14 protein-coding genes are annotated in these 17,140 nt (G+C 50.4%); 11 read left to right on the top strand and 3 right to left on the bottom strand.

Features of this window, described 5'->3' with window-relative positions; all coding sequences use genetic code 11:
* Positions 1-4 precede the first annotated feature (4 nt).
* On the bottom strand, positions 5-1,501 hold the full coding sequence (locus GRF59_RS12560) for a sensor histidine kinase (protein ID WP_160497864.1): 1,497 nt from the start codon (positions 1,499-1,501) through the stop codon (positions 5-7).
* A 24-nt stretch (positions 1,502-1,525) separates the two neighbouring features.
* A complete protein-coding gene (locus GRF59_RS12555; RefSeq protein ID WP_160497863.1) occupies positions 1,526-2,374 on the bottom strand; it encodes an AraC family transcriptional regulator in 849 nt (282 codons plus the stop codon).
* A gap of 151 nt (positions 2,375-2,525) precedes the next feature.
* Here GRF59_RS12555 and GRF59_RS12550 point away from each other — a divergent pair, with 151 nt between their 5' ends.
* The 11 genes from GRF59_RS12550 (at position 2,526) to GRF59_RS12500 (ending at position 16,420) form a co-directional block, all read left to right on the top strand.
* Positions 2,526-4,037, top strand: coding sequence for a sulfatase family protein (locus GRF59_RS12550; RefSeq protein ID WP_160497862.1), 1,512 nt, complete (start codon positions 2,526-2,528; stop codon positions 4,035-4,037).
* Between the two features lie 236 nt (positions 4,038-4,273).
* Entirely contained in the window at positions 4,274-4,861 is a 588-nt protein-coding gene (locus GRF59_RS12545) for a YkoP family protein (RefSeq protein WP_202128675.1), read from the top strand.
* Positions 4,858-5,607: a polysaccharide deacetylase family protein gene (locus GRF59_RS12540; protein ID WP_160497860.1), complete on the top strand. Its 750-nt coding sequence runs from the start codon at positions 4,858-4,860 to the stop codon at positions 5,605-5,607. The genes GRF59_RS12545 and GRF59_RS12540 overlap by 4 nt, the downstream gene beginning before the upstream one ends.
* Positions 5,608-5,839: 232 nt before the next feature.
* The gene (locus GRF59_RS12535) at positions 5,840-6,337 is read left to right on the top strand and encodes a winged helix-turn-helix domain-containing protein (protein WP_160497859.1); all 498 of its coding nucleotides are present in this window, start codon (positions 5,840-5,842) and stop codon (positions 6,335-6,337) included.
* 60 nt (positions 6,338-6,397) lie between these two features.
* The gene (locus GRF59_RS12530) at positions 6,398-7,720 is read left to right on the top strand and encodes an MFS transporter (protein WP_160497858.1); all 1,323 of its coding nucleotides are present in this window, start codon (positions 6,398-6,400) and stop codon (positions 7,718-7,720) included.
* 180 nt (positions 7,721-7,900) lie between these two features.
* Entirely contained in the window at positions 7,901-9,004 is a 1,104-nt protein-coding gene (locus tag GRF59_RS12525; protein ID WP_160497857.1) for a DUF4367 domain-containing protein, read from the top strand.
* Between the two features lie 293 nt (positions 9,005-9,297).
* A complete protein-coding gene (alr, locus tag GRF59_RS12520; protein WP_160497856.1) occupies positions 9,298-10,482 on the top strand; it encodes an alanine racemase in 1,185 nt (394 codons plus the stop codon).
* Between the two features lie 284 nt (positions 10,483-10,766).
* Positions 10,767-11,048, top strand: a complete 282-nt coding sequence (locus GRF59_RS12515; RefSeq protein ID WP_160498260.1) for a ribbon-helix-helix protein, CopG family — start codon at positions 10,767-10,769, stop codon at positions 11,046-11,048.
* Between the two features lie 3 nt (positions 11,049-11,051).
* Complete coding sequence (locus GRF59_RS12510; RefSeq protein ID WP_127606057.1) at positions 11,052-11,402, top strand: type II toxin-antitoxin system PemK/MazF family toxin; 351 nt, start codon at positions 11,052-11,054, stop codon at positions 11,400-11,402.
* A gap of 212 nt (positions 11,403-11,614) precedes the next feature.
* On the top strand, positions 11,615-13,810 hold the full coding sequence (locus tag GRF59_RS12505) for an alpha-galactosidase (protein WP_160497855.1): 2,196 nt from the start codon (positions 11,615-11,617) through the stop codon (positions 13,808-13,810).
* A 423-nt stretch (positions 13,811-14,233) separates the two neighbouring features.
* Positions 14,234-16,420: a Tex family protein gene (locus tag GRF59_RS12500; RefSeq protein WP_423802954.1), complete on the top strand. Its 2,187-nt coding sequence runs from the start codon at positions 14,234-14,236 to the stop codon at positions 16,418-16,420.
* A 94-nt stretch (positions 16,421-16,514) separates the two neighbouring features.
* Here the strand turns inward: GRF59_RS12500 and GRF59_RS12495 are convergent, their stop codons facing one another.
* Complete coding sequence (locus GRF59_RS12495) at positions 16,515-17,114, bottom strand: CGNR zinc finger domain-containing protein (RefSeq protein ID WP_341480049.1); 600 nt, start codon at positions 17,112-17,114, stop codon at positions 16,515-16,517.
* Between the last annotated feature and the right edge of the window lie 26 nt (positions 17,115-17,140).

Below are 17,140 nucleotides of genomic sequence, written 5' to 3'. Positions count from 1 at the left end.
TCCCTTACGCTGTATGTTTCCGATAGATTGGCAGAACGATTTGAAAGGTGCTTCCGAGGCCCGGCTTGCTCTCCACATGGATGCGCCCGTCGTGGCCGTGCACGATTTGCTTGGCATAAGATAGACCGACACCCCAGTTGCGGGTTGTATTTTTGCTGGTGACAAACGGATCGAATATCGCTTGCAGTTGTTCCTTCTCCATGCCGCAACCGTTATCTGTGATGCTGATAATATTGAAATTGCCTTCGGGATACGACGTAATTTGGATCGTGCCGCGCTTTTCCTCGGGGATGGCTTCCGCCGCATTCGTCAGGATATTGTATATAGCCTCGGACAAATGGGCTTGATCGGCGAGAACGGTAATGCCATCGACCTCCTCCAACCGGGTACGGACATCAAGCGTCCTTGAAGAGGTATTAAACCTGCCCAGCACGTTCTCGATAAGCTCGCTGACGGATACTGAGCGGAGCTGCAGATGGGTCGTTTTAATCGAACGGTACAGCTGATCCAGCCGTTCAAGCGTTTCATGGACGACGATATTAGCCTTGTCCAGCGGCTCCTTGCCATGGTCCGGATCATCGGCGGGACGATTTTGCTTGGCCTGGTTCAGGAGCACCTGTATGATAAGCAGCTGATTTTTGATCCCATGGGTAAATACTTTAATGCCCATATCGGCTGTTTTCAGCTTGCGCTCGAGCAGCAGGGTTTCCTGGCCCATTTTTTTCTCGATATCCGTATAACGCCAGATGGAAAAAAGGCTGATGCTGGACAGAATTCCCGTAATCCCTATGCCGAGGTACCATTCGAACAACGTCAGCGGCGGGTTGAAGTTGGAGAAATCGGAATACAGAACATAGTAGGTGCGGACATCCGTCACCTGCATCGGGCCCATGAATCCGAGGTAAAAATAAAACAGCACAAGGGCAAACACGCCGTACAGAATATGTTTGATCTGCCTTTTCAGCCAGGGGATCGTGACATGGGAATAATAGTAGACGATGAGCGACGTAGCGTAGAGCGCAGAGACGACAAGCCATCCGCGGGTAATAAAGCTGATGACGTAAGTACTTTTGGGACTGAGCAGGCTCAGCATGGGCTTATAGATGACCGGATCGTAAAAAATGATATTAAGCAGAGGTAAAATCGCATGAAGCGACAGCACGAGAACCCGGTGCTTCATCTGATTATTGTAGAAGAGAGACAAAGACAGGCCGATAAAGCCGAAGATGAAGAGCGATCTTCCGATCGTAATCATACGGCTGACGCCATCGATGCTGATCGGGGAATGAAGCAGCATGTTGCGGATCGTATCATTGAAGAAAAGCACGATATTGACCCGGTAGTAGAATCCGCCATATTTAGCGATGAACAGGACAAGTCCGGACATGCTGAGAAACCATCCGAGCAATATGATGGACATCCAGTATACGGACGGGTTGCGGGCCTTGGCGATAAACATGATAATCATGGCCGACATCAGGAGGATCAGTAGAATCGTCATTTCTGCAAAGCTCCTTCGATGGGTCTAGTGAGGTTCCGATTTATAGTATCGGGTCGGCGCAGAACCGAAATAGCGGTGAAACGCCCGCGAAAATGAGGCGGTATCCGAGTACCCCAGGCTTAGCGCCGTTTCTAGCACGGAGTGGCCCTGCTTCAGCATGAGCAGCGCTTTGTCCATTTTCAGCCGCTTCAGATACTGGGTCGGCGTTGTGCCGACGCGTTCCGTGAACATTTTGGAAAAATAGGAGCGGTGCACGCCCACGTATTCAGCCGCGTGTTGGACGGTAATATCCTCGGTATAATGGGTATCCATGTAGTTTTTGCTGTCTTCGATCCATTGGTCGGGTCTGGTCGGGATGCCGATCTCCAGTTCGGCAGGAAGCAGCTGGCTTAACAGCCGATAGAGCATGATGGACCGGTTCAGCCGATCATGCATGGAGCTGCCGGTTCCGGCGTGCAATAGCTGCTCGTAGGCGAGCAGGAACTCTCGCGTAACCTTTTGGCGTACATAAGGCAAGGATGGGCTTAGCGGGATGGAGCTTAGAATGGAATCGGCCTGCATGCCTTGAAAAGCGACCCAGCCCATGCGCAATTCGTCCGGATGCTTGTATATACGGTAGGTATAAGTACGTTCCGGGAAGAGACAGAAGACATCACCCTTATTGAGAATAACGGTCTGTTGTCCGTCACTCAGCTCTACCGCTCCAGACTTTACAAAATGCAAACTGTAGTACGGCACCATGCGGGGGCCTGCATGATAGTCGGGCTTGGCTTCATTCATGCCTGCATGGATGGTCCAAAGACCACCGTTCTTATCATATTCATCAGGGTTGAAATGGGTAACGTGGTAGTATTCTACAGCCCGTTCCAGCAAGGGATGTATCCCCTTTCATTGTACATGAATTTGCCTGAATTGTACCATACATCCTGACAAAATGTTAAAGATATGCAACTCCCGGTCATTGTTGATTCAGCCAGACGGCAGCTAAGATGGTAGAAACAACCTCAGCAAAGGATGAAATGACATGCCAAAGCCGAATATTTTACTGATTACAAGCGATCAGCAGCACTGGAACACCATCGGTGCCTTTAATCCGGAAATATCTACACCTCATCTCGACCGCTTGGTGAGGGAAGGTACGACCTATACGAGAGCATACTGCCCGAATCCGACCTGCACGCCTTCGCGTTCCTCCATCATTACCGGCAAATATCCGAGCCAGCATGGAGCATGGACCTTGGGGACTAAACTTCCGGAAGAGGAGACTACCGTCGGAGCTTTGCTGCAGGAGGAAGGATACCGGACGGCACTCGTGGGTAAGGCGCATTTTCAGCCTATATTAACGGAAGATCCTTATACATCGCTAGAAGGACGCGATAAGCTTCATGATTTTGAATTTTGGCGAGGGTTTAACGGTCCCTTTTACGGCTTCGAACATATTGAACTGCTGCGCAATCATGCCAACGAATATTTGGTAGGCCAGCATTATGCGCTGTGGATGGAGGAGAAGGGCTGCTCTAACTGGCGTGATTATTATTCGGCTCCAACGGGCACGATGGATGAATCGATCCGGTTTTCCTGGCCGATCCCGGAAGCATTTCACTACAACACGTGGATTGCGGAACGTTCCAACCAGCTGATGGAGGCGTACAGCGAGAACGAAGAGCCGTTTATGCTTTGGGCCAGCTTTCCCGATCCGCATCCGCCTTACCTGGTGCCTGAGCCATGGTCAAGCATGTATGATCCTGATCAATTGACGGTGCCGCAGGTGATTCCAGGTGAGCATGACCATAATCCGCCGCATTTTCAAATGACTCAACAGGTAAGCCCGGACTTTTCGGAGTATAAGGAAACAGGTTACGGCATTCATGGCTATCACTCTCATGTGGGGATGTCGGAAGAGGAGCACCGCAAAGCGGTGGCCACCTATTATGGAATGGTCAGCTACATGGATGAAGCCATCGGCCGGATTCTGAACAAGCTCGACGAGCTGGGGATTGCGGACAATACGATTGTCGTCTTTACGACCGATCATGGGCATTTATTCGGCCAGCACGGCATGATGTACAAGGGTGGTTTTCATTACGAAGATTTGCTGCGGCTGCCTTTTATCGTGCGATACCCTGGGCATGCGCCCGCAGGTGCGGTGTCTGATTCCATTCAGTCTCTGGTAGATTTGGCACCGACTTTTCTGCATTTCGCAGGGATCAGGCCTCCGCATGCGATGACCGGTGTAGATCAATCGGCGGTATGGCTGAAACCGGAAACGGCTGCACGCGATCACGCGATATGCGAATTCCGGCATGAGCCGACCACGATCCATCAGAAAACCTATGTGGGCCAGCGCTATAAAATCACGGTCTATTACAATCAAGATTACGGCGAATTCTTCGATCTGGAAGAAGATCCGCAGGAGATTCATAATCTATGGGACCGGGAAGAATTTCAATCTCTGAAAATGGAGCTGCTCATGAAATACATTTGGGCGGAGCTGGGCAAGGAACCGATGCCGATGCCGCGCATGTCCCATGCATAACCTTATTCATCTGTGCCGCCAAGCCTGCTTGCAGGAGGGCGGCTATTTCAATTCTTTTGAATTAAGAAAATCGTAAGAAAGTAGAAAGAGAAAAGATAGGTTCATTTTTTACAATGTTGGCATGGATTTCTGGTTTTCTGACGTCTAACGGAATAGAAGCCAAAATCTTGCAGGTAAAAAGGCTGGTCTACTGCAGAAGACCAAATATGGAAAGAAAGACGTGACCAACATTGAATATGTTAGCTTCCATTTCTAAAGCAAGTGCACAGTCGGTATGGATGGCCTGGGAAACGGTATTCGACCAGATTACCAAACTGCGGAGCGCATCCGTGAAAAAATATGGCATTTGCAAGCTCGTGGTCCGGCGCCATCATGGAAAAGGCCTGGAGTGTCATGATGGGCATTGGATTCATGCCGGAGATTGGGTAGGGGAGCTTCATTTGGATAACCGCCAGGTGCTGCAGCTCTCCAGGGAAGTAGGGGCCGACCGGGCCGCGCTGCTAACCGCCAGAATGCTGCGGAGATCGATGAAGCAGATCAGCGCCGCCATGGAAACCGAACCTGAGCTTGCCCATGTGAAGGCACTAACGGGAATAACCCTGTTACACAGGGGGATTATTCACGGGCTTGGCTTTGAACAACATCCGCTGGAATCCAAGGGTTTTCGGATTTTTACCACTTATTATTTGCGGCTTCTGCTCCGGGTGCTGCATCCGGTAGGCCGGGAACGCACGAAGCAAAATGCTCCTAAGCTGGTCCCTAAAATGCTGCTGATGAGCAGAGAGAATTTGCTTGCACGCTATAGCAAGGACGAAGCGGCATGAGTATCTTGTTCAAGCTCATTGTGCTATTCATTCTAATATATATGCTCATTCCCTTTGTCATCACGCGGGTCTGGGGGATGGGCGTTGCGGTTCGCGGCCGGGCCGGCAGGCAAATCGCTTTGACTTTTGATGATGGTCCCGATCCGCTGTACACACCAAGACTGCTGGATTTACTCCAGAAAAAAGGGATCAAGGCAACCTTCTTCGTGCTCGGCAGCAAGGCAGAGCGTTATCCGGAGCTGATCAAGCGCATCTACCTTGAAGGGCATCAGATCGGTATCCACAATTACACCCATCTTCCCAATTGGCTCATGAGTCCGAGACATATCCGGGAGAAGCATGTGGGCCGGACCGCCGATGTCATCGAACGAATCACCGGCGAGCGGCCAACGTTTTACCGTCCTCCCTGGGGGATTCTGAATATAGGCGATTTATTCACCTTGCGGAAAACATACCATATCGTGCTCTGGTCGATAATGGCGCGGGACTGGGGTAAGGAACGTAAGAAGAAGCCTCTGAAAGAGAGGATTCTAAGCCGGCTTGAACCCGGGTCCATCATCGTGCTGCATGACAGCGGCGATACTTTCGGAGCTGTACCTGATGCGCCGGGCCGAATGATCGCGGACCTTGAGGAAGCGCTTGGGGATGCCCGCATTCAGGGTTATGTTTTCGTACGTACCGATGAACTGCTGCGGCAAGCGCATGGCGCGCGCAATGAGCTTTCGGATGGCCTTCGGGTAGGATGAAACATGTAGACCTGCGAGCCAAGTGCATGAGTTTGACGATAAAGGGATGATTATCTTAAGGGTACAGCCTCAAGAATTGTGAGGTTGTACCTTTTATTTTGCCTATTTACAAATGGAAAATGGTGGATTATGATAAGCCATAGAAACGATCTAAAAAATTAGATCGGTCAAAAAATATAGTACGAACAATTAAAACAGATCGAATTATAATTTGGATCGGAGTGTAGCGGATATGAAAAACGATCAATCCCAATCGATTGAGATTTCAGTGGAGCAGGCCAAATTGTTAGGAAGCGCACAGCGGGTGAAAATCATCAAAACACTGATCGACACAGCGAGAACCTCCAAGCAGGTGGCGAATGAATTGGGGGAATCCCCGGGCAGCACCCATTATCACATTCAAAAGCTGTATGAAGGCGGTCTGATCGATCTTGTGGAAACAAGAACGGTTGGCGGCATCGTGGAGAAATACTACAAGTCGAAGGCGAAGTGGTTTAACTCGAAGGGAAAGCAGCTGATGGATCCGATTCTGGCCGATGATTATGATGCAGCAACCAGAACGAGTATGAGTCTGAGAATGCAGCTATCCCCGGAGCAGCGGGAAGAAATGGAGGCTGACTTCAAGGCGTTGCTGGAGAAATGGGTGGGAATTACCATTGCATCCAAGGGAGAGAACACCCAGGAATTTGCGGTCGGCATTAAAGTGATTTCGGCTGAGGCGTCCAAATAAACGTGTCTTAGGTCAGTAGTTGAATTGCTGGTAATTCATAATGAATAGGTGGGCTAATTCGTGGAGATCTTTAAAAACCGTAATTTCACGCTGCTGTTTATCGGCCGCATTCTGACCAATATAGGTGACAGTTTGTACGCGGTAGCGGCCATGTGGCTGGTGTACAGCCTGGGCGGATCTACATTATATACGGGGATTGCCGGTTTTTTATCGATCCTTCCCCGAATTATTCAACTTTTTTCCGGCCCCTTTATAGACCGTGTTCCACTGCGGGGCCTGCTGGTATATACCCAGCTGTTTCAGGCTCTGCTGCTGCTGATCGTACCTGTAGCCTCCTATTTTGATTTTCTGACGGTAGGACTCGTGCTTACCATCACGCCGATCCTGACAACCATTAATATGTGGTTCTATCCGGCCCAGATGTCGGCCCTTCCCAAAATCCTGGGCAAACATCAGCTGACGCAGGGGAATTCCTTGTTCTCGATCGCCTACCAAGGCATCGACGTTGCCTGCAACGCGATTTCCGGCGCATTAATTGTTGTGTTGGGGGCGGTTTCGCTCTATTTGTGGAACTCGCTGGGGTTTTTCATCGGGGCGCTTTTGTTCATGCAGTTGCGAATGAAGACTACATCACAAAATGCTGATAACAACATATTATCAACACCCGAAAAAGAACAAAGTAAACCGAAGCCGCGCCAGAATCCTATGAAAAGCTATCTTTCCGATATGAAGGAGGGGCTAAGGCTGATTCTTGCCACGCCGCTGTCACGGATACTATTCGGCATCATCTTGATTAATGCGGCAGGCGGAGCCACCTTTACCGTCATGCCGGCCTTCGCTAAAAGCCTCGGCGGGGCGGGAGTATACGGTATTCTCCTCATGGCGCAGGCCTGCGGAAGTTTGCTTGGCGCGATGCTTACACCCTATATGAAGTTGGAACGCGTACGTCTCGGACACCTCTTTGCCGCTGCTTTTTGTTTGTCTGGAGCAGCTTGGTGCCTCAGCATATTCAGCCATTGGACCTGGCTCATCATTCTGGTCTATGGTCTGGCTTGGTTTCCGGGCGGAGTAACCAATGTCATTATCAATACCGTGATTCAAAAAGCCGTGCCGGAAAAAAGCTTGGGCACCGTATTTGCGGCAGCCTCCGGACTCAGCGGTATCGCAATGCCCCTTGGTAGCCTTATCGGCGGAAGTTTGGGCGTTATCGCGGCAAGCTCGCTCGTAATCGCAGGCTGTGGCATCGTAGTATTTGGGGTGGGGATCTATTGGATCTTCGATCCGGTAACGAAGAAGCTCCCTACTCCCCATGATGCAGATGAGAATTTGTTTGCTTCACCTGTAGTAAGTCCGGATACTGTTCCCGCCTCTTCTTCCGTATAGTCATCGAAACAACTGCTCCCTGTCTCGGGGATTGCAGTTGTTTTTATTGTGAATGCACGCATGATGGAAGGGAAAATGTACAACCGTTCCCCGGCTTGTCAGGCTAGTCTGCATAATGTGAACAAGTCCCTCATAGACATGTATCAATCAAGTAAAACATGTGCTAAAGGGGATGATGTCATGCGCCGGATGTCATGGGTACTCGCCATGATCTTGTGCGTCACCGTCGTATTTGCCGGGTGCGGCAAAAAAGACGCTGCTTCCGTAGTCAAAGGTTTGAATAATGTTGCCGATACACTGCAAAGCAAGGAGGGATCTTATAAGGGAACGGGGAAAATGACTCTCTACACGGGAGAAAAACCGCAGGAGTATAACATTGAGGTGTGGTATCAAAACCCCTCCTATTACCGCATCAGCCTTACCAATGCCCAAAAGGATGTAACACAGATCGTACTCCGCAATGATGACGGCGTGTTCGTCTTGACGCCAAGCTTGAACAAAAGCTTCCGCTTCAAGAGCGATTGGCCGGAAAATCAAGGACAGGTCTATCTGTATCAAACGCTGGTACAAGGCATTCTCAGCGACAACACCCGCCAGTTTGCCTCTGACAAAGACAGTTATGTATTTGACGTAGCGGCCAACTATCACAGCCAGTCTCTGGTCCGCCAAAAAATTTGGCTCAGCAAGGACAATTATGCGCCTAAACAGGTACAGGTATCAGATGGCGAAGCACATGTCATGGTGGAAGTGAAATTCAGCGAATTCAAGTTCGATGCCAAATTCGACAAGGATTCCTTTGATATGAAACGCAACATGACGGTTCAGGGCGATGGCGATCCTACCCTGGGTACAGTCATGCAGGTAGATGAGAACGGGAACCCGATTTCTGCGGATGATCAACAAACGGACGGCAGCACGGCTGCTGCCCCGAAAGAGCTTGGTGATTTCGGCATGATTGTTCCGGTCTACATGCCTGAAGGCGTCGATAGCAAGGATACCAATAAAATGGAGAACAGCGCTTCCCATACGGTCCTTCTCCGTTACGACGGAACTTACCAGTATACGATCATGGAATCCCGTTCACAGGACATGGCCGTTTCATCACTGGCATCGGGGACGGTCGTTGATCTTGGATTTACTTCGGGACTCCTCACGGGAGATGAGCAAAAAACGCTGACCTGGATGAATGATGAAGGCATCGAATTCCGCATTACCAGCGCAAATCTTCCGGTTGACGAAATGACGAAAATTGCCGTGTCTTTACAGGAACAAACGGGTAAATAATACAAAGTAGGCGGATTTCCGGATTGTTAGAGCTGATTCCTCTACAATGCTGGCCTCCGCCTATTTTTTCTTCTGACGCCGTGTGGTACGGTAAACCAGCCTTAATCCGGCCAGCCGTGGTTCATTGACAGTGGCCTTCTCGAACATTACGATTAATGAGCGAGTTATATAGAATGAACTAAAGCAAGTCACGATTGCGGAGCACAGAACGGACCGTGATCAGGTGATAAGCCATATCAAACTTTAGTTCAATCTATATAGGTGTTAAAACGTAAGAGAAGGTGACTGCAAAAATGCAAGTTCAATATAGAGCTACACAAGCGGAAATAAATCTGGATCATTTGCGTGCTAATTATACAACTTTCCGACGGGCGCTCCCTGAAGAGATGCTGCTTCTGGCCTGTGTTAAAGCGGATGCTTACGGACATGGGGCTATTGAAGTGTCGCGGGAGCTGGAGCAGGCGGGAGCGGACTACTTAAGCGTTGCCTTTCTGGATGAAGCGATCCAGCTTCGCCAGGCAGGCATTCAGGCGCCGGTGCTGGTCCTCGGGTATACACCGCCGGAGGGCATTCAGGCAGCCTGGGAGCATCAGGTAACCGTTACATTGTTCAGCCCGGAGGTACTGGAAGCCATTAAGGCTCTGCCGGCAGAGAGTCTGGTGCGTCCATTAAAGGTACACATCAAGATCGACAGCGGCATGGGCAGATTGGGACTTCTTTCCGGCGAAACTGCCATTTCTTTTATCGAAGAGGCTATGGCATTGCCGCAGGCTGAGGTAGAAGGCATGTTTACCCATTTTTCCAAGGCGGATGAAGAAGATAAGAGCTATACACTGGAGCAATACCGGCGCTTTGCAAGCGTAGTGGTCGCACTGAAAGAAAGAGGCATAAGCCTACCGATTATACATACGGGAAACAGTGCCGCCGCGATTGACACTCCGGAGTTGTCTTTCAACATGGTCCGCATTGGAATCAGCATGTATGGGCTATATCCTTCGGATGAGGTCAACCGGCAAAAGGTGGCGCTGACCCCGGTATTGACGCTGAAGACAAAGGTTGCGTTTGTCAAAATGCTTCCGCCTCATTGGGGCGTCAGTTACGGCGCAAGGTACGTGACAGATGCCGAGGAGATCATTGCCACGCTTCCGATCGGCTATGCGGACGGATATTCCCGAATGCTTAGCGGCAAAGCGGAGGTACTGATCCGCGGCCGCCGCGTTCCCGTAGTCGGAACGATTTGCATGGACCAGTGTATGGTATCGCTGCAATCTTTTGCTGATGAAGCAAAAGAAATTCAAGCCGGCGAAGAGGTTGTACTCATCGGCCAGCAGTCTGGGGCATGCATATCCGCAGATGAGCTGGCTTCCTGGCTGGGTACCATTCACTATGAGGTCATCTGTATGATTGCTGCCCGGATTCCTCGTTCCTATCTAAGAAACGGGGCTCCCGTTACCTTAGTCAACCCATTGATCCGCTAATGTGATCACATCCTTATAACGCAAGGAAAACTGCCAGTAAACGCGTCTGTCTTCCGTGAAAGTATATCGATAGACGTTTTACGTGGGAGCAGAAGGAATAACTTGCATGCATCTCGAATATAGAATTGTGACGAGATTGTCTGTACGGAAATGCCGACTGTAGTTTATAATGGAATGCAGCATACCTGATATACCTTCGGCATATATATTCCTTTGTATAAATTTCCTTGAATAAAGTTATACTGGTGCACAAGGGTGTGAAGGTTGTGGGGGTGGAAGAAAAGGTGGCTAATATGCAGAATACCAAAAGAATTATGATCAGCTTGCCGGATCATCTTTTGCAGGAAGTGGATGGCATCGTTGCTATGGAGAATTCCAACCGCAGTGAACTTATCAGGCAGGCCATGAAGTTGTATTTGGTTGAACGGAAGAAGCGTTATATCCGGGAGTCTATGCAGCGCGGCTATATGGAAATGGCCAAAATCAACTTGACCATGGCCTCTGAAGCGTTTCATGCGGAGGAAGATGCAGACAGCACTCTAGGCCGCTTAGTGAGCGGGGTGTAAACATTGATCGTAAAACGCGGCGACGTTTTTTTTGCGGATCTTTCACCCGTTGTCGGTTCTGAACAAGGTGGAGTGAGACCGGTGCTGATTATTCAGAATGATATCGGCAATCGCTTTAGTCCTACGGTAATCGTGGCAGCCATTACGGCCCAGATTCAAAAAGCCAAACTGCCGACGCATGTGGAAATCGATGCGGCTTCGCATGGTTTTGACAGGGACTCTGTGATATTGCTGGAGCAAATCCGAACCATTGATAAGCAAAGACTGACGGACAAAATCACCCATCTGGACGAGGAAACGATGAAAAAGGTGGATGATTCCCTGCAAATCAGTTTGAGCTTGATCGACTTTTAACCATGAACGTGCAGAAGTAAAGGCGTGCCTACGGGTACGCCTTTTTTCTTTTTGAGTGAAGCATCCCGGGTCTCTTCGTTTCCGTAAAAATGTCACATAAGTCCATTGTATCCGTTGACTGAACCATGTACCTTTAGAGTATTCAATAAAGAGCGGAAAAGGCCGGATAACAACATGAAAGGCTACTTCCGCTTAAGCATACGGAGGGATATATGGGAATTCATATCGATGCTAAACTGCAGCTTTTCCACCTGCAAACGAAAGGTGCAAGTTACGTTTTTCAAATCCTTCCTTCCGGTTACGCGGCTCATTTGTACTATGGCAAACGGCTGCGGGCAGGAGATCTCAGCTGGCTTTTGGTTACGCAGGAACGCTGCTCTTTCAGCCCGAATCCGGTACCCGAAGACCGCAGCATTTCGCTGGATACCCTTCCGCAGGAGCTGCCGGTATACGGAACAAGCGATTATCGTCATCCGCTGCTGCAGGCGAAACTTGATAATGGCACGACAATAACGGAATTTAAATATGTCTCTTACCGGATGGAGCAGGGGAAACCGAGACTGGATGGCCTTCCTTCTGTGTACGTTGAGCGTGAGAGTGAGGCGGAAACCCTCGTGCTGCATATGCAGGATAAGGTTTCCGGGCTCCATGTGGAGCTGATCTACACGGTGTTGGAAGAATATGATGCCATCACACGTTCTCTGCGCATCAACAATGACAGCGACACGAACGTGGAACTTTTGCAGGCACTCAGTGCCAGTATCGATTTCCCTCATATGGACTATGAATGGCTTCAGTTGTCCGGTGCATGGACGCGTGAGCGGGATATCGTGCGCAGGCCGCTTGCATACGGCATGCAGGCTGTGGAAAGCCGCCGCGGATCAAGCAGCCACCAACAGAATCCTTTTGCCGCGCTGTTGTCACCGGGAACGGATGAAGACCACGGCGAAGTCTACGGCTTTAGTTTGGTATACAGCGGCAGCTTTATCGCCCAAGCAGAGGTGGATCAGTTCCGGACAACAAGGCTTTCGATCGGAATCAACCCTTTTGATTTTACTTGGCTGCTTGAACCGGGTGAATCCTTCCAGACACCGGAAACCGTGATGGTATACTCTGCGGATGGCCTTGGCGGGATGTCCCGTATTTACCATAAGCTGTACCGGGAACGGCTGGCCCGGGGGCAGTTCCGCGACAAGGAGCGTCCGGTGCTCGTCAACAACTGGGAAGCAACGTATTTTAACTTCAATGCCGAAAAAATCGAAAGCATTGCGAAAGCCGGCCAAGAGCTTGGGATCGAGCTGTTCGTGCTGGACGATGGCTGGTTCGGACATCGCGACAGCGATAATTCATCGCTTGGCGATTGGGTTGTCGATTTGAACAAAATGCCGGAAGGTCTGAACGATCTGGTTCACAGAGTAAATCAGCTTGGTATGCAATTTGGTCTATGGTTCGAGCCGGAGATGGTTTCGCCGGACAGCGATCTATACCGCAAGCATCCCGACTGGTGTCTCCATGTGCCGGAACGCCGACGTACGGAGGGCAGACAGCAGTTGATCCTGGATTTCTCGCGCCAGGACGTCAGGGATGAGATCGTCCGGATGCTCAGCGATGTTCTGAGCAGCGCACCGATTACGTATGTGAAATGGGACATGAACCGCAATATGACCGAGATCGGATCGGCTCTGCTGCCGCCGCAGCGGCAACGGGAAACGGCCCACCGCTATATGCTCGGACTTTATGAGGTCATGGAGCGGATCACATCCTCATTTCCTCATATTTTATTTGAAAGCTGCTCTGGCGGAGGGGGACGCTTTGATCCGGGTATGCTGCATTACATGCCTCAAACCTGGACAAGCGATAATACGGATGCGATTGCCCGCCTGCGAATCCAATATGGCACCAGCCTCGTGTATCCGGTCAGCTCCATGGGCTCCCATGTTTCCGCGGTGCCCAACCATCAGCTCAATCGCACAACGTCGCTGGACACGCGCGGACTGGTAGCGATGTCGGGGAACTTCGGATATGAGCTGGATCTGACGCGGTTTTCGGAGGAAGAGAACGAGGCCGTCAAGAAGCAGGTCACTTTATACAAGGAGATCCGCGGATTGGTGCAGTTTGGACTGCATTACCGGCTGCTGAGCCCATTTGAAGGGAACGAGACGGCGTGGATGTTCGTGGCAGAGGACGGAAGCGAAGCGGCCGTATTCTATTTCCGTGTATTGTCTGAATCGAATGCGCCGCTCAGCCGTCTCAAGCTGAAGGGCCTGGACCCGGCAGCGGATTACTCCATCCTCGGCAGCGAAGGGATTTATAGCGGCGATGCCCTGATGTATGCCGGCATTTCAGTAGGAGAGAAGCGGGGAGATTTCCACGGCGAACTGATCCGTTTGACAAGAGCGTCGCATTAAAAGCCTTGATTGATCATGTAAAAAGATTGTAAAATACAAGCCTTGCTCCGGATATTCCGGGGCAGGGCTTTTTGCAATGACGGGACATTAGAAGGGGAAAATCGCTCATGGAAGAAGCTTCTGCCATCATTGTTTGCCTCTTCCAAAGATGTCCGCTGGAAATGTAGCCAAAAGTTTGTGATAATATACAAGAACCATGCTTCACTTTTTAGAATAAAATCTAAAATTTATTTTATTATTAAACCTGAACTCCGGAATTGAGTAAACACAACGGAGATAGAAATTTAACATGACGAAAATGAAATGAATGGACTGCGCTAATAAACGAACGAAATATACCGGATTTTGAACTATTTACGCATAACAATCGACTGATACGGGGAAAAGAGGGATTTTTTTATGACAGATAAGGTAGTTATGGAAATGAGTACGGAAGAGCAGAAGGCGAAGGAACAGGAACGGATCATACAACAAACCGCAAAGGAATTGCAGATTTCGCTCAAGCAGATCCGCACGACGGTGGGCCTATTGGACGAAGGGAACACAATTCCGTTTATTGCTCGTTACCGTAAGGAAATGACGGGGGAATTAGATGAAAACCAGCTGCGTGATATTGAGGAACGGGTGAACTATCTCCGCAATCTGGAAGAACGCAAACGTGAGGTTATCCGGATTATTGACGAGCAGGGGAAGCTGACAGGAGAGCTGAAATCGTCCATTGAAAAGGCAGTTAAGCTGCAGGAAGTGGAGGATTTATACCGTCCTTACCGGCAAAAACGCAAAACCCGCGCCAGTGTGGCGAAGGAAAAAGGGCTTGAACCGCTTGCGAATTGGATTATGGAACAACCGAAGCAGGGAGATCTTCAGCAGGAAGCCGCTACATATGTTGATGCCGAAAAAGGCGTTGAAAGCACGGATGACGCTATCGCCGGAGCCATGGATATTTTAGCTGAAAATATGGCGGATGATGCAACAATTCGTTCCTGGGTACGACGCTACACGATGGATCATGCCATGCTGACATCCGAAGCGAAGGACGCGGAGCAGGAATCTGTCTATGAAAACTACTACAGCTACAGGGAGCTGGCCAAAAAAATGCCGCCTCACCGGATTTTGGCCATCAATCGCGGCGAGCGTGAAAATATCCTGAAGGTAGGCCTTGAGGTATCGGCAGATCCGATCCACAGCTTCATGGCACGTCAGGTGGTTAAGGGCACTTCCACGGTACAGGCAATATTGACCGCTGTGATTGAAGATGCATACAAGCGCCTGATTGCTCCTTCGATCGAACGGGAGATCCGCGCGGAACTCACGGAAAAAGGCGAAAATCAGGCTATTTCCATCTTCTCCGGCAACCTGCGAAGCCTGCTGCTGCAGCCGCCGGTGAAAGGAAGATGCGTCCTGGGCGTTGACCCGGCTTACCGGACAGGCTGTAAGCTGGCTGTTGTGGATGATACGGGCAAGCTGCTGGAGGTGGCTGTCACCTATCCAACTCCGCCGAACAACAAGCGTAGAGAGGCAGCTGAGAAGTTTAGAGAGCTGATTAACAAGTACAGCATCCAGCTGATCGTAATTGGTAACGGGACGGCTTCCCGGGAGACCGAACAGTTCGTGGCAGAAGTCATCGGCGAACTGAGCGATTTGAGCCTTGCTTATCTGATCGTCAATGAAGCCGGAGCGAGCGTGTACTCGGCTTCCAAGCTGGCTCAGGAGGAGTTCCCGGACCTTGATGTTGCGGAGCGGAGCGCGGTTTCCATTGCCCGCCGGGTACAGGACCCGCTGGCAGAGCTGGTTAAGATCGAACCAAAAGCGATCGGTGTCGGTCAATATCAGCATGACGTATCGCAAAAACATCTGGATGAGAGCCTGAAGGCCGTCGTAGAATCTGCTGTGAACCATGTCGGCGTGGACGTGAATACGGCATCGCCATCCCTCCTGTCTTATGTGGCTGGGGTTAATGCGACACTTGCCAAAAATATCGTGAAATATCGCGATTCCAACGGAAAATTCAGCAGCCGCAAGCAGCTGCAAAGCGTGCCGCGTCTCGGCGCCAAAACCTATGAGCAGTGCATCGGCTTCCTGCGCATTTCGGAAGGTGACAATCCGCTGGATCGTACACCGATTCACCCGGAATCCTACGCGGTCGTAGACCGTTTGTTCAAGGAACTAGGGATCGGCATGGAGAAGCTGGGGACGCATGAACTGTCCAATCTTCTGGCACAGCAGCATGTGGAGCAGCTTGCTGAGGCGCTTGACGTCGGTGTGCCGACGCTGCGCGACATTCTGGAGAGCCTGCAGCGTCCGGGCCGTGATCCGCGTGAAGAGCTTCCGCTGCCTATTTTCCGGACGGACGTGCTGAAGATCGAGGATCTGATGCCTGGTATGGAGCTTCAAGGAACGGTGCGAAACGTCATCGATTTCGGAGCATTTGTGGATATTGGCATCAAAAGCGACGGCCTTGTCCATATTTCGCAGCTCAGCGAAGGTTATGTGAAGCATCCGATGGATGTCGTATCCGTCGGGGATAATGTGACCGTATGGGTGCTGAACGTGGATTTGAAAAAGGGGCGTGTCGGCCTTACGATGCGCCAGCCTAAAGACCAGCAGTAGAAGCAGTAGTAACCTCCGGTATCGGGATATAAAAGAACAAGCCCCTTTTTAAAAGTCTAAAGAAGGGGGCTTGTTCAACTATGTGCGGTCATTCCTATAACTCTTCCTCCGCTTTCGGCATGGAGCTGTTAGAAGGGGAGGATGAGAGCTTCTTTTTAGCCCGGAAACGTCGGACCTTCATCAAATTGCCGCACATTTTATCGTCGCAGTACCGCTTCGAACGGTTGCGCGTGTCATCATAGTAGACCCATAGGCAGTCTGGATTGTCGCAGATACGAATTCGGGACAGATCGCCTTTCTCCAATGTAGACGCAAAGGAGGCTGAAATTTCAGCCATCACTTGCGTCCAATTGGCGTTTTCCGGGAAATAGGATAGATGGATGGCTTGATCTGCGGATTGGGACAGCTTGCGGTAAACCGGCGCTTTTGCCATCCATTCGTTTAGAATATCAACTTGGTACGAAGTAACGGCTTCTCCTGAAGCAATGTGTCTGATCAGGTCAAGCAAAAAGGATCGGAGCTCCCTTAGTTCATCTAATTCCTTTTGGCTTGGAAGATCAGGCGCGGTTACTTGCTCCTGCTGCATGAACCAATGGAGCCATTTTTCCTGACCCAGCCGGTCCTCAGAGCGTCCGCTGCCCCGCCAATCATGCCATTCGCTGTTTACAAAATCATCCCAGAGCATTCGATTCATCCTTTCTATAGCAACATTTTAACAAC

It is taken from the genome of Paenibacillus dendrobii (assembly GCF_009807035.1).
In the GTDB taxonomy this organism is placed as follows: domain Bacteria; phylum Bacillota; class Bacilli; order Paenibacillales; family Paenibacillaceae; genus Paenibacillus_AQ; species Paenibacillus_AQ dendrobii.
Note: the sequence above shows the minus strand (reverse complement) of the source record. Positions and strands in the feature narration are given on the sequence as shown.